At 63.5% G+C, this 13069-nt stretch carries 9 protein-coding genes; 5 read left to right on the top strand and 4 right to left on the bottom strand.

Annotation, left to right across the window (positions count from 1 at the left end):
• The first annotated feature begins 27 nt into the window (after positions 1-27).
• The 5 genes from OKA05_RS00120 to OKA05_RS00100 all read left to right on the top strand — a co-directional run bounded on the left by OKA05_RS00120 (position 28) and on the right by OKA05_RS00100 (position 7478).
• On the top strand, positions 28-519 hold the full coding sequence (locus tag OKA05_RS00120) for a DUF5362 family protein (protein WP_264485045.1): 492 nt from the start codon (positions 28-30) through the stop codon (positions 517-519).
• An 85-nt stretch (positions 520-604) separates the two neighbouring features.
• A complete protein-coding gene (locus OKA05_RS00115) occupies positions 605-3022 on the top strand; it encodes a ligase-associated DNA damage response DEXH box helicase (protein ID WP_264485044.1) in 2418 nt (805 codons plus the stop codon).
• Positions 3019-3669 carry a ligase-associated DNA damage response endonuclease PdeM gene (gene pdeM, locus OKA05_RS00110; RefSeq protein WP_264485043.1) on the top strand — a complete coding sequence of 217 codons (651 nt, stop codon included), beginning with the start codon at positions 3019-3021 and terminating at the stop codon, positions 3667-3669. Before OKA05_RS00115 ends, pdeM begins: the two co-directional genes overlap by 4 nt.
• 104 nt (positions 3670-3773) lie before the next feature.
• Complete coding sequence (locus OKA05_RS00105) at positions 3774-6014, top strand: tetratricopeptide repeat protein (RefSeq protein WP_264485042.1); 2241 nt, start codon at positions 3774-3776, stop codon at positions 6012-6014.
• Between the two features lie 111 nt (positions 6015-6125).
• Positions 6126-7478 (top strand): cytochrome-c peroxidase, encoded by a 1353-nt coding sequence (locus OKA05_RS00100; protein ID WP_264485041.1) that lies wholly within the window; start codon positions 6126-6128, stop codon positions 7476-7478.
• Between the two features lie 263 nt (positions 7479-7741).
• Here the strand turns inward: OKA05_RS00100 and OKA05_RS00095 are convergent, their stop codons facing one another.
• From OKA05_RS00095 to OKA05_RS00080, 4 genes are all read right to left on the bottom strand, one after another.
• The gene (locus OKA05_RS00095; protein ID WP_264485040.1) at positions 7742-9133 is read right to left on the bottom strand and encodes a tetratricopeptide repeat protein; all 1392 of its coding nucleotides are present in this window, start codon (positions 9131-9133) and stop codon (positions 7742-7744) included.
• A gap of 154 nt (positions 9134-9287) precedes the next feature.
• Complete coding sequence (locus tag OKA05_RS00090) at positions 9288-11750, bottom strand: secretin GspD/PilQ domain-containing protein (protein WP_264485039.1); 2463 nt, start codon at positions 11748-11750, stop codon at positions 9288-9290.
• Between the two features lie 10 nt (positions 11751-11760).
• On the bottom strand, positions 11761-12393 hold the full coding sequence (locus OKA05_RS00085; protein ID WP_264485038.1) for a restriction endonuclease subunit S: 633 nt from the start codon (positions 12391-12393) through the stop codon (positions 11761-11763).
• Positions 12390-13055 (bottom strand): hypothetical protein, encoded by a 666-nt coding sequence (locus OKA05_RS00080; RefSeq protein ID WP_264485037.1) that lies wholly within the window; start codon positions 13053-13055, stop codon positions 12390-12392. The genes OKA05_RS00085 and OKA05_RS00080 overlap by 4 nt, the downstream gene beginning before the upstream one ends.
• Positions 13056-13069 lie beyond the last annotated feature (14 nt).

The following is a 13069-nucleotide window of genomic DNA, read 5'->3' as shown; positions in this document are numbered from 1 at the left end:
GCCCGGTTAAGGTTGATAGGCCGCATCATGGACAATCCCTATCAGACCGGCGCCTACGGCAGCACCTACCCCACCGCCACCGGCCAAGTCTCGCCTGGCGTCATCCAGGCTCTCAATGGCACCAAGCCATGGGTCCGGCTGTGTTCCGTGATGGGATTCGTCTTCGCGGGCTTCATGATCCTCGCCGGCCTGATGATGATTGCCGGCGGTGCCATCGGCGGCATGAGCCGCTCCGCCGCTGCCGGACTCGGCTGGATCCAGACCGTCGTCGGGCTGTTCTACATCGCGATGTCCCTGATGTATCTTTTCCCTGCGGTGAAGCTCTGGAAATACGGCACCTCGATCCTGCGCCTCATGTCCACCCGGTCTGCCGCGGATCTCGAACAGGCGCTCGAAGAACAGCGCGGCTTCTGGAAATTCGTCGGCATCGTGCTCCTGATTTCCTTGGGACTGATGTTGGTCGGTTTTGTCCTCGTGATCATCGCGGGCGTCGCCTCCGCAGCAGCATTGAGCAAGTAACCGGCACTTGCGGCGGCCGGTTCCCCGTGCTGATTCCCAGGGCACCGCATCCCGGATGGATGGGTGCCCTTTTTGACGCCCACCAATGCCCACCGATCCCCTCCAGCCCTTCTTCAAGCAGCGCGGCTGGAGGTCGTTTCCTTTTCAGAAGGAAACGTGGAAAGCCTACGCCGCCGGCAAATCCGGCCTGCTCCACGCCCCCACCGGCCAAGGGAAAACCCTCGCAGTGTGGCTCGGGCCGGTCGCCGAGGCCCTCAAGGAGAAGCCGGACGGTTGCTCGGTCGTCTGGCTGACCCCCCTCCGGGCCCTCGCCCAAGACACCCTCCGCTCCCTCCGCGAACCTCTGGAAATCCTCGCGCCGCAGCTTCCGGTGGAAGCCCGCACCGGCGACACCTCGTCCGCCATCCGCGCCCGGCTCAGAAAGCGCTTGCCCTTCGGCCTCGTCACCACGCCGGAAAGCCTGTCGCTGATGCTCACGCACGACGACACTCGCCAAAAGCTCGCCGGGCTCCGCGCCGTGATCGTGGACGAATGGCACGAGCTGCTCGGCACCAAGCGCGGCGTCCAGACCGAGCTGTGCCTCGCCCGCCTGCGAGCTTGGTTTCCCGAACTCCGGATCTGGGGCCTCTCCGCCACCCTCGGAAACCTCGATGAGGCCCGCGAGGTCCTGCTTGGCACCGCCGCCGAAGGCGCAGTCACCGTCTCCGCGGACCTGAAAAAGGAGATCCGCATCGACACCCTCATTCCGAAGGAAATCGACCGCTTCCCGTGGTCCGGCCACCTCGGCACCCGCCTCGCAAAGCAAGTGGTGCGGGAGTTGGAAAAGGCCAGGTCCACCCTGCTCTTCACCAACACCCGCTCCCAGACCGAGCTGTGGTTCCAAGAGCTGCTGTCGCTCAAGCCGGATTGGGCCGAGGTGATGGCCATGCACCACGGCTCGCTGGATCGCGCCGAGCGGGAAAAGGTCGAGCAAGGCCTCCGCGAGGGCCGGCTGCGCTGCGTCGTCTGCACCTCGTCGCTTGATCTGGGGGTGGACTTCTCGCCGGTCGATCAAGTCATCCAGGTCGGCTCGCCGAAGGGGATCGCCCGCCTGCTCCAGCGCGCCGGTCGCTCGGGCCACCAGCCGGGAAAGGTCTCCCGGGTGCTCGGAGTGCCCACCCACGCAATGGAGCTGGTGGAATTCGCAGCCGCTCGCGACGCCGCCCGCGCCCGCCACATCGAGGCCCGCCGCCCCCTGCTCAAGCCGCTCGACGTGCTCGTCCAGCACCTCGTCACCTGCGCCATTGGCGAGCCCTTCGAGCCGGACGCGATGCGGAGCGAAATCCAGTCCACTCACGCCTATCGCGACCTGACTGACACCGAATGGGACTGGTGCCTCGGCTTCATCTCTAGCGGAGGTCGCGCCCTCGCCGCCTACCCGCGGTACCGCAAGGCACGGGTCGAAAACGGTCGTTTCACCGTTGACGACAAGCGCCTGATCCAGCAGCACCGCATGTCCATCGGCACGATCTCGGCCGATGCCCATGTCAGCGTCCGCTTCGCCAGCGGCCAGACCCTCGGCACCGTGGAAGAGGGATTCATCAGCCGTTTGAAACCCGGCAACCTGCTCATCTTCGCCGGCCGCAAGCTGGAGCTGGTTCGCTTCCACCAGCGCATCGCCACCGTCCGGGCCGCCAAGCGCGACGCCAAGGGAAACGTCGCCATCTGGGGCGGAAACAAGATGCCGCTCTCCACCGAACTCGCCCATGCCATGGCTGCCCGCCTCCGCGGCGAGGGCCCGGCATCGCCCGAAATGAAAGCGGTCGCTCCCATCCTGGAAATCCAGCGCCGCTGGTCGGCGCTCCCCGACGACCGGACCCTGCTGGTTGAACACACCCGGTCAAAAGGAAGTGAACACCTGTTTGTTTACCCCTTGGCCGGGCGCTTGGTTCACGAAGGACTTGGTGCCCTGATGGCCTATCGCCTCCGTTTGAATCAGAGCGTCGCCGTTACCCAGAACGACTACGGCTTCTGCCTCACCGCCACCCGCGGCCTCCACCTCAGCGAGGAAATCATTCGTTTGAATCTATCGATTGAGAACCTTTTGGAGGACGTGATCGCCTGCCTCAACACGGCGGAGCTGGCTCGTCGGCAATTTCATCAGGTCGCGCGCGTCGCTGGCCTCATCCTCCAGCAACTCCCCGGCCGTCAACAGCAAGGCCAACGAGAGCTTCAATCGAGTTCGCGCCTGCTTTTCGAAGTGCTGGAGCGCTACGATCCGAACAACCTCCTCCTTCTCCAGTCCCAGCGGGAAATCTTGGAGAAGCAGCTCGAATTCAGCAGGCTCCGTGAGTCGCTCCTCGATCTCCAGCAACGCCCCATACGATTGATCGAAACGCCGCATCTAACTCCGATGGCATTCCCTCTCTGGGCTGAGCAATTCTTCGCCACCATGCCGGCCGGTGATCCCGCCCATCAATTTGAACAAATGCTCCAAGAGCTAGAACAAGCCGCCAACAAGTGACCCTGGACCACTTCAATCAAACGCTCCAACTCCTCCCCGGCAAGGCCCTCCTACTCCAGGATCGAACCCTGGTGGTAGCCGACCTCCACCTCGGCAAAGCGACCGCGTTTCAAGCAAAAGGACTCGCCGTTCCAGAGGGCGACAGCAATGCAGATCTGAATCGATTGGGAACACTTTGTGAACAAGTCCAGGCCACGCGTATCGTGATCAATGGCGACCTTTTCCATTCTCCCGCCGGGCTTTCAATCGAGATCGAACGTTTGCTGGAAACGTGGTTATTCACAGTCGGCCTGCCCGTGGAGCTGGTGCTGGGCAATCACGATCGCAAGATCGCCCGCCTCCCCCACTGGCTGACCGCCGTCGACTCGGTGGAGCACGCCGGGGTCCATCTCGTTCACGATCCGGCCGACGCCCCGGACGACCGGCCGGTAGTCGCCGCCCACTGGCACCCGGTCGCCAAGATTGCCGATGGCAAGCGCACCTCGCTCCGCCTGCCCTGCTTCCTGCAGCGCCGGAACGTCCTCGTCCTCCCCTCCTTTGGCACCTTCACCGGCGGAGCCATCGTGGACCGCGAACAGGACGACCGGTTCTTCGTCGCCCCCGGCGACCGCGTGATCGAGGTGCCGGAGAAATTGCTCCGCGGGTAAGATGACCATGTGACTACCAAGGATTTGCACGACTACGTAAACCCTCTAACGGCCCCGATTTCCCCCTTGCTGAAAGGAACCGGCTTTTCTAGCGTGCGCGCCCTATGACTCGGAGCCGCTTCCGTTTTCCCAACCGCGCCGGACTGTTGGCCTGTGCCTTGGGCATGGCCGGACTCTCCGCCACGTCCCAGGAACTGCCCGGTCCGCTGACCCCGAGCAAGGACGCCCCGGCGAATTTCGATCCGTCCGACGTCTACTTCCAAGGCTGGTTGCTGTCCCGCGATGCCGAGAAGCTGCAGGCCGAGAAGAAACACGCGGAGGCCCTCGAAAAATTGATGCGGGCCCGCGAGCTCTTTGGAAGCGTTTCCTCCTACTACCCCCTCTGGAAGCCGGACATGGTGAAGGGTCGCAAGGCCAAGACCCAGGAGATCATCGACCTGGTCGGGCCGCTGGCGCTGGAAGAAAACAAGCGCAAGAACGACAAGATCGCCGAGCTGGAAGGGGGTGCCAAAACCGGCTTCATCGAAGGTGCCGCGCCGATGCCGCTCAACAACGGCATCCCGGCAGCCCCCGTGCAGCCCGCTCGCGAAGTCGAGACCTTGGAGACCCGCCGGATCGCCGAGCTGGAGAACCGGGTGAAGGAGCTGCAGTCGGACTTGGCCGCCGCGAACAAGCCTCAGAACCAAAGTCAGAACCCGAACCCGAATCCAAGCTCCGCCGACCGTGAGGCGTCTCGTTCCCGCGACATGGCGAAGCAGCGCGACTTGGCCCAAGCGGAACTCAAGCGCGCCCACGATGAGCTCGCGAAGCTGCGCGCCCGCTTCGCCGAGCAGCCGATGCAGGAGGAGATGCGCAACCTTGCCAATCGCCTGCAAGACACCGAGCGCCAGAGGGCCGCTCTCGGCCAGGCCCTTTCCCAAAGCCAGCAGGAGACCCGCCAGGCCCGCGAGCAGGCCGAAGCCCTCAATGTCGAACGCGGCCGACTCGCCCAGAAGGCCTCCGACCTTGAGCGCAATCTGGACCAGGAACGCAAGGTCCAGAACGACGTCATCGCCGGCCAGCAGAAGCAGCTCCGCGCCATGCAGGATGAACTGCGCGGCAAGAACGACGAACTCGATCGCGCCAACCAGCGGATCCTCGGCCTCGAGAGCGACCTCGCGTCCTTGAAGAAGGACCATGAGGTGCTGCGCGACGAGCGCGACAACCTGCTGCGCGAACGCGACCACATGAAGGCCCTGCTCGCCAGCGAGGACGGCGACCGGATTCAGAAGGTCATCGACCAGAATATGGATCTCGCCCGCCAGTTGCGGGAGGCCAATGAAACGGTGACCCGCCTGAACAAGGATCACAACGCCACCCAGGACGAGTTGATCGAGGCCATGCGCGACCTCGCCTTGGCCAAGGACAACATCAATGCCTTCAAGCGCGAGAAGACGGCACAGGACCAGCGCATCGCCGATCTGGAACGCCGCCTCCGCTCCGAAACGGCCGCCCTTGCCGCGAAGGACGCCGATCCCGCCGAGGCGGAGATGCTGCGTGCCATCATCCAGAAGCAGATCCGCATCCAGGAGCGCCGCCGCCAATCGGCCGAGCTGTTGGTCGATGCCGTCGGTGCCAAGGCCGAGAAGGACGACAAGATCAAGGAAGCGTTCGAACTCTTCAAAGGCACCGAGATGGTGCTCAGCCCGCAAGAGGCGGAGCTAGTCAAGGACCGCAGCGTTGATGACGAGTTCACCTACCCGGGGGCGCGCTCACAGCCCGAGGTGGATGCCAGCATCGCCGAACTTGAAGGCGGCAATCGCCCCTTCATCGACGCCTCGACCCGCGCCTTCGTGGCCGGTCGTTACCAATCGAGCCGCGAGCTGTTCGAGATGGTGCTCGACCAGAATCCCGGCGACACCGGCACCATGTGCAAGCTGGGCGTGGTCCACCTGCACCTGAAAGAGCCGCAGGACGCCGCCAAGGTCTTCCGCAACGCCACCGTCATCGACAGCAACAATCCGTATGCACACCGCATGCTCGGCCTCTCGCTGATGCGGACCGGTGACTACGGCGAGGCTCAGGAAGCTCTCAAGCGCAGCGTGACCCTCGCCCCGACCCACGCCGAAGGTCGCGTGGTCCTCGGCAAGCTGTGCTTCGACCTCGGTCAGGAAGAAGAGGCCGAGAAGGAATTCAAGGCGGCGATCAACTTCGACGACGCGATGTCGGATTCCTACTTCAATCTCGCCTACCTCTACGCGAAGCAGGGCAAGAAGAAGCAGGGACGCGAGTACTACCAGATGGCCATGGAGCGCGGTGCCCAGCCGGATCCCGAGCTCGACAAGCGCTTGGCCAACAAGCCGTAAAACCCACACGGCGGCAGCCGTGCGTTAGGCGAAGGTAAAAGTCGCCGCCCGGGTGTGAAGGAAAGGTAAAGTTCCTCGCCGTGTCGGTGGATCCGGGGCTTCGCTGACACCGTGAAGAAGCTCCTCCTTTTCGCAGTCACCGCCCTCCCTGCCGCCGCCCAGGTGCCCTTGCAAGTCGCCGCCGAGTCGGCCGCGGTGGAAGCACGCCACGAGGGCAACCAATTCGTCCTCGAAGTCCAGGATCCCGGCAACCACGCCTGGCGCGTCCAGACCTCCGATCACCTTGGCGGCTGGACCAATGGAGCCACCCACCGGGTCTTCAATGGCTTCCTGCGCATCCCCATGCCGATTGAAGGATCGCAGCGCTTTTTCCGCCTGAACTCCGACGAAGCCGAGGCAGTGACGTCCGACGCGGATTCCGCCCTGCTACTGCCCGCGACGTTAGCCAACTACGCCAATCCGGCGCTGCCGCCGCACCTGCTCACCCAGCTCATCCGCGGCCAGGACAACACCCCGGCCGCCAACCCGACCACCAATGCCGGAGCGACGCTCGGCCGGGCGCTCTTCTACGACAAGCGGCTGTCGGCAAACCAGACCGTCTCCTGCTCCTCGTGCCACCAGGCCGCACACGGCTACTCGGACCCACGGCAATTCAGCGTCGGCTTCGAGGGGGGATTGACCGGCCGCAACTCGATGGGACTGACCAACGCGAAGTACTACCTGCGGGAGAACTTCTTCTGGGATGAGCGCGCCGCCACCTTGGAAGACCAGGTCCTCCAGCCGATCCAGAACAGCGTGGAGATGGGCATGACGCTCGACCTGTTAGTCACCCGGCTTTCCGCCGAGCCCTTCTACGCCGAGCTGTTCACGGACGCCTTCGGCACTGCCACGGTGACCAGCAACCGGATCTCAAGGGCACTCGCACAATTCGTAAGATCGATCGCTTCGGGCCAGTCGAAGTATGACCAGGGAGTACCTCTCAACTTCACGAACTTCACCGCACAGGAGCAGCAAGGCCGGCAAATCTTCAATGGCCAGGGCAACTGCGTCGCATGCCACGGCAGCGACAACTTCGTACCCGGCAATGCCATCAACAACAACGGCCTGGAGAACCCCTACATCGACAAGGGAGTCGGAGCGCTCACCGGCCTGCCGCAGGATGAAGGACTCTTCAAGGTGCCATCCCTGCGCAATATCGAGCTGACCGCGCCCTACATGCATGACGGCCGTTTCGCCACGCTCGAGCAAGTCGTCGACTTCTACAGCACCGGCGTGGTGAACCACCCGAACCTCTCCCCACCGCTCCGCAATCCCCCCGGTGCCCCCGGCGCGGGCCAGCCCCGCCGGCTGAACCTGACCAATGCCCAAAAGGCAGCACTGGTTGCGTTCCTGAAAACCCTCACCGACACCTCGGTAACGACGGACGAGAAGTTCCAGGATCCTTTCCGCTACGAAGTGGAGTGACGTGGAACATCTGAGAATCACCAATCATCAATCTTCCAATCACCAATCGAAGTGCTTGGAAGAATGAGGATGCTCGCTCCTCAATTCACGCGCATCGAAGACAGGCAGGTCTTCCCTGGGGACTCCGCACCTGGCGTCAGCTGTCCTCTCTCTTCAGGCAGTTCGATTGGTAATTGGAAGATGATGATTGGCGATTCCTCCCCTCTCAAAAAAAGGCGCGGAGGCTTTCACCTCCGCGCCTTTGCTTTGATTGTTAGAAACGATCAGCCGCCGTAGGACGACTCGACGCGTTGGGCCACGTCGCGGTAGCCGTAGTCGACTTCGTAGATCTGCTTGAAGGAATCGAGCGCTCCTTGCTGGTCGCCCATCTGCTCGTGAATGAGGCCCTTCTCGTAGAGGACTTCCTTCTTGACGTTGTCCATGCCGATGAGGTCGGCCAGCGCGTCGGTGAGCTGCTTGGCAGCCATGTCGAGCATGCCCTTGGCCTTGAAGGTCCGGCCGAGGAGAAGCAACACCTTCGACTGGATGTGCGGGTTGCGCTTGGCCTGCTGGAGGTGAGGGATGGCGTTGCTGTAGTCGCCGGAGTTGTAGTACGCCATGCCCAGTTGGTAGCGCAGCAGCGGGTCGGTCGGGTTGGAATCGACGCGTGCCTTGGCTTCCTCGACCGCTTCGGCGGTACGGGTCGCCTTACGCTCGGCGAGCAGGGCTTGGACTTCCGGATCGTCAGGATTGGAGGCGGCACGCGCCTCGAGATCCTTGAGCTGCTGCTCTTCCGTCTTGTCCTTCATCTGCCCGGCCTTCGTCTGGAGCGCCACGTCGCCATTGCTCAGGCTGAAACCCCACGAGTAGAAGGTGTGGGCGTTGGCCCAGTCTTCGAGCTGCTCGAAGATGCCGGCAAGATCCTTGACCACGGGAAGCAGGTTCGGATCCTCGTTGTACTTCAGGATGAGACGATCACGGCGGTCCTCGAGCTGATCGCGGGTCAGACCACTCTTGCTGGCAGCATCGAGTTCGGCGGCCTCACCCTTGTTGCGTTGGAGGTCGGCCATGCTGGCGGTTTCACTCCAGCCGCCCTTTTGCATCGAGGCACGGGCGGTGCAATCCTTCTCGCCCTTGATCGCGGTGGAGTCGGTCGGGTGATGCTTGATGATGTCGCGATAGACGTCGGCGGCCTTGCCCGGATCGTCGCGATGGAGATAGAACTCGGCCAGCTTGTGGAGCGGCTTGGCTTCCTCGGGATGTCCCTTGCGGACCGTTTCCAGCGCGAAAGCCGCGTGGTCCGGCAGGCCCATCGCATTGAAGGCCTCAAACAGCAGGTCGTTGGCTTCGGGATTGTAAGGATCCTTCTCCAGCACCTCCTCGATCATGACGAGCGCGGCTGCCGGGTCCTTCTTCACCTGCCCGGCGACTCTTCCGAGCCCCATGCCGCCGGTCTTGATCCCGAAGATCTTGGAGCCCTTCTGCGGGCCGCCGACAACGATGGACTCGCAGTTCCGAAGAATCTGGCGGCCGCCGAGGAAGGTCGGCGCGTCCTTCAGCACGCTCTGGAGCAGCTTGACGGCATAGCCGTGGTTATTGGTCTGAACGGCGCTGATGGCCTTCAGGTACAGGGCCTTCACATTCGGTGCGAGGTCCGCTTCGGTGATTTCAGGCATGGAGCGAAATTGCGAGGTTTTTGTAAGTTTCCGGGCGTCTCCGGAGGTCTGCGCCACAAACTGAGACCCGTTCCCGGGCTTTGGCAAGTACCGGAACGCAAGGGGCCGCAGAATGCATGTCTGCGGCCCCCGGGAATCGATTTTGCGCCGGATTTCAGCGATTCTTGATGAAGCCCGTCGGACGGCTGGAAACGCGCCGCGGAGCGGGTTCCTCTTCGATGATCTCGACCGGGGCCGCGTTCGGAGCCTTGCCGGAACCCGCAGGCTTGTCGAGCGCGCCCTTGGTCGGCAGCACGCCGGGGCCGTCGATGATATCGCGGTTCTCGTCGTCGAACTTGTAGCGGGAATCAACGTCGGCCTGGCCGTCGTAGAGTGAGCCCTTGTCGTTGATGATCTTCGGCTGGATGAAGACCAGCAGCTCCTCGCGGTCGGTTTTGTTGTCGGTGCTACCAAAGAGCCCGCCGATGTAGGGGATCTGGCTGAGCAGCGGGATCCCGGAGCGGCTCTGGTTGTTGCGCGTGGTGATCAAGCCGCCGAGCACGATCGTCTCGTTATTCGGCACGGTGACCGTCGTGTCCAACAGGCGGGTCGAAATGGTGGGCACTTCGCCGACCCCCTCGATCACCTGGCTGCCGACGACTTCATCATTCTGCACCGTGATGTGGAGCGTGATTTCATCCGGCGAGTTGACCAGCGGGGTGACTTCCAGATCGAGCACCACGTCGCGATAGTCGATGTTGGTGCTTTGGCCCGTGGAGCCGCTGTTGAAGCTATTGGTCGGCACCGCGATCTGCTGGCCGCTGCGGATCAAGCCGGTCTGGTTGTTCGCCATGAACACGGTTGGCCGGGCGACGATATTGAACTTGGTGGTCGCTTGGAGGGCTTCGAGGTAAACGTTCAGGTAAGGGCCGATTTTCCCGTAGATGCCTAGACCGGCGGTGGCCGCGAGGCTGCCGGGATTGAACGCGCTGCCATCGAGGGGAAGCGACGGGGCAATGCCGCTGCCGCCACGACCACCGATCGAATTGTCGCCGCGGTTTTCCACCTCGCGGAGGAAGTCGAGGCCGTAGTTCAGGTCGTCGGTCAGCGTGAGTTGGCCGAAGACGCAGGAAATCATCACCTGCTCCGCCTTCACGTCGATCTCGTCGAGGAGCTGGTTGACCACTTCGAGGCTGGCCGGCGGGCCTTGGACCACGAGCGAGTTGGTGATGTTGTCGGCGACCAGCAAGGTGCGTCCCACGAGTTGGGCAGTCGGCGCGTTGTTGACGAGGGTCTCGCCGCCCCCTCCGCCGCCGCCAGTGCTGCCACCGCCGAAGCCACCGCCGCTACCACCGCCACCAAAGGAGCTGCCGCCCCCTTGATTGCTGCCGAAGTTGCTGCCGCCGGAGCGATTGCTACTGCTGTTGCCGCCGCGCGAGGTTTGGTTGGTGCGGGAGGTGTTGCCGCCGCCGGAACCGAAGTTCGCGCCCGAGCGACCGCCGCCGCCCGCCGCTCCGCCGCCGCCGGTAGCGCCACCTTGCGTGGACGAGCCGCCGAAGGCGCGCTGCAGCGCTTGCTCGGCCACCGGCAGGAAATCCGCCACGGCCAGGAACTTCAGCTTGCGGCGAAGATAGTTGCGCGTGTCGGTCGGCGTGTCGAAGCCCGCGATCAGGCTTTCCACGAAGACGATGTCCACCGGCCGGCCCATCGCGAAGATCTGGTTGGTGCGGGTACTCGGCACGATCTGGATCGGCACGTCTTCCCCTGCCCCGCCGCCTTCGGCTCCGCTCGCACCACCCTGGGTGGCGACTGGTGCAGCCCCACCCGGCTGGGGCGCCGCCGGTGTCGCGGGAGCCCCGCCCACGCGCTGGACGCCCGCCGTGCTCTGCTGCTGCTGCTGGGTATTGAGGATTTCGTTGAGGATCTCGGAAAGCTCCTGCACGTCGGCGTACTGGACCTTGATGAACTTCGTGCCGACGTCGCTCTTGGGCACGTCGATGACGTCCTGGAGTTCGATCAAGCGGCGGATCAGCGAGGTGTTCTCGGTGATGATCACGCTCGCGGCATTCGGCACCGCGGCGATCGAACCGTAACTGCCAAATTGCTTCACCACGGCGGTGAAGGCGCGCACGACCTCATCCGGCTTGATGTGCTTGAGCGGCATCACATAGGTGACGACCTGCTCGCCTTCCGGCAAGTCGGCGGCATCGGTGATGAACGGCAAATCTTCATCCGGTGCCTGGGCGACGCTCTGCGAATACAGCAGCTTGTCGTGGTTCTCGCCAGATGGAATGAAAACAAACCCCTCGAGGACGGCAGCGATCTTGAGTAGTTCGGCCGCTTCCCCGTAGGTGATCGGACCCTGCTGCACGAAGCGGAACTCGGCGGCAATGGCGGCATTGCTCACGGTCACGCGTCGGCCGGTCAGCTCGGAGTAGAGCTCGGCTAGGCGTTCGCCGTTGATCTTCGGCTCCAGGAAGCCGTCCTGCTTCACCTTCTGGGCCAGCGCCGCAGGGTTGTTCGGCGGCACCACGCCGGGCTGGATAGGAGCTCCAGCCGGTGGCGGTTGCGGCACTTGGGCAAGCGCGGTCCCGGACGCGATCAGGCCGGCGAGGAGGAAATGCGATTTGGGCAACATTGGGAAAAACTTAGCGATTGGGGCGGCCTTGGCCTTGCGGCTGTTGACCATTTGGAGCGGGAGGCAGCACCCGCTGGCGTGGCGGGCGATTGCTTGGCTGCTGGCCGGGTTGGCCGGCCGCGGGAGCAGGAACGGCCTGACCAGGCTGCGGCGGTTGGCCGGGTTGTCCCTGCTGGCGGTTTTGGGCTGGGGCCGCGGCGGCTGCAGGTGCGAGCTGCTTGTCGTCGAATTTCACGGTCCCGGTCTTGCCGCCGGTGGAGATCGTCACGGTGGTGTCTTTCCAAGACGTCTTGCCATACTTCACGCTATCCACCTTGAAGGCCTTGGGATCGCCGGGATTGAGCCACGTCATCTCCTCCTTGGCATTGTGGACGGTTCCGCGCGGCTTGATGATCTGGGTCTCGCCTTGGTTCTTCTTGTGAACCAAGGTCACCATGTAACCGCCTTCGACCTCGGAGACGCCACCGAGCGCCCAGTCTTCGAAGTTGTCCACTGCCTGGGGACCGGCGGGCGGAGGCGGCTTGGCGGTGAATGGCGAGTTCTGGGAGAGATGCAGATAGCTCGTCACTGGCTTCTTCACCGGTGGGGCGGCAAAAGCACTGGTGCCTGCGAGAAGGAGTGTAAGGAATGCGATCGTTTTCATTCGGTTCCTGGCGGGTTGATGGCTTCGGGTGCCGGGGCCGGCGTGGCCTCGGGCGTCGGGGCAACCCCGGGTGCCGGAGCCGGTGCGGCTTCGGGGCCGGGGGCCGGCGTTTCCTCCGGCATGGACGTGTCGGTACCTTCGACCAAGGGAATGTACCACTGTTCCACCTCGATGGTGGCATCGATCTTGGTGTCGTCCTTGGCGTCCGGCGAAAGTCGCATGGAAGTGACTGCCTTGAACTGGTCCGGCATCTGGAGCCGATCCAGCCAGCGGTAGAGCGAGTCTTCGCGACCGGTCACGTTGAACTCCACCTTGGCGCGGTTGAAATAAACCCCGGTTTCGTCGTTCGGCTTGATCGCCCGCCGCTTGATCTCGAGCTGGTGGGTCGTGGCCTGGTTCGAGGCGTACGTCTCGAGTTCGGTGGCGACCAGCTGTCCGGTCTTCGGCGCGGGACTCTTGTCGCCGAGCCAATTCATTTCATCGACCACCGTGTCGTAGTTGTCCGCGGTGGCTTGAGCCACGGCCACCTTGCCCTTCGCATCGGTCAGCTGCCGGGCAATCTTCTCCTTCTGGGATTGGAACCAGGAGATCGCGAAGAAGTTGACCAGCACGAACGCCGCGAGGCCGAAAAACATCACCAATTTCTTTTCGCGGTCGCTCATGAATCGTAGGAACG

The organism is Luteolibacter arcticus (assembly GCF_025950235.1).
In the GTDB taxonomy this organism is placed as follows: Bacteria; Verrucomicrobiota; Verrucomicrobiia; order Verrucomicrobiales; family Akkermansiaceae; genus Haloferula; species Haloferula arctica.
The sequence above is the reverse complement of the archived record's forward strand: the minus strand, read 5'-3'. Positions and strand labels throughout refer to the sequence as shown.

What these genes read in the sequence shown, in the direction of transcription:
- OKA05_RS00095 (WP_264485040.1), bottom strand. Translation starts at nt 9,133, where the DNA reads ATGCCTGAAATCACCGAAGCGGACCTCGCACCGAATGTGAAGGCCCTG.
- OKA05_RS00080 (WP_264485037.1), bottom strand. Translation starts at nt 13,055, where the DNA reads ATGAGCGACCGCGAAAAGAAATTGGTGATGTTTTTCGGCCTCGCGGCG.
- OKA05_RS00105 (WP_264485042.1), top strand. Translation starts at nt 3,774, where the DNA reads ATGACTCGGAGCCGCTTCCGTTTTCCCAACCGCGCCGGACTGTTGGCC.
- OKA05_RS00120 (WP_264485045.1), top strand. Translation starts at nt 28, where the DNA reads ATGGACAATCCCTATCAGACCGGCGCCTACGGCAGCACCTACCCCACC.
- OKA05_RS00090 (WP_264485039.1), bottom strand. Translation starts at nt 11,750, where the DNA reads ATGTTGCCCAAATCGCATTTCCTCCTCGCCGGCCTGATCGCGTCCGGG.
- OKA05_RS00115 (WP_264485044.1), top strand. Translation starts at nt 605, where the DNA reads ATGCCCACCGATCCCCTCCAGCCCTTCTTCAAGCAGCGCGGCTGGAGG.
- OKA05_RS00085 (WP_264485038.1), bottom strand. Translation starts at nt 12,393, where the DNA reads ATGAAAACGATCGCATTCCTTACACTCCTTCTCGCAGGCACCAGTGCT.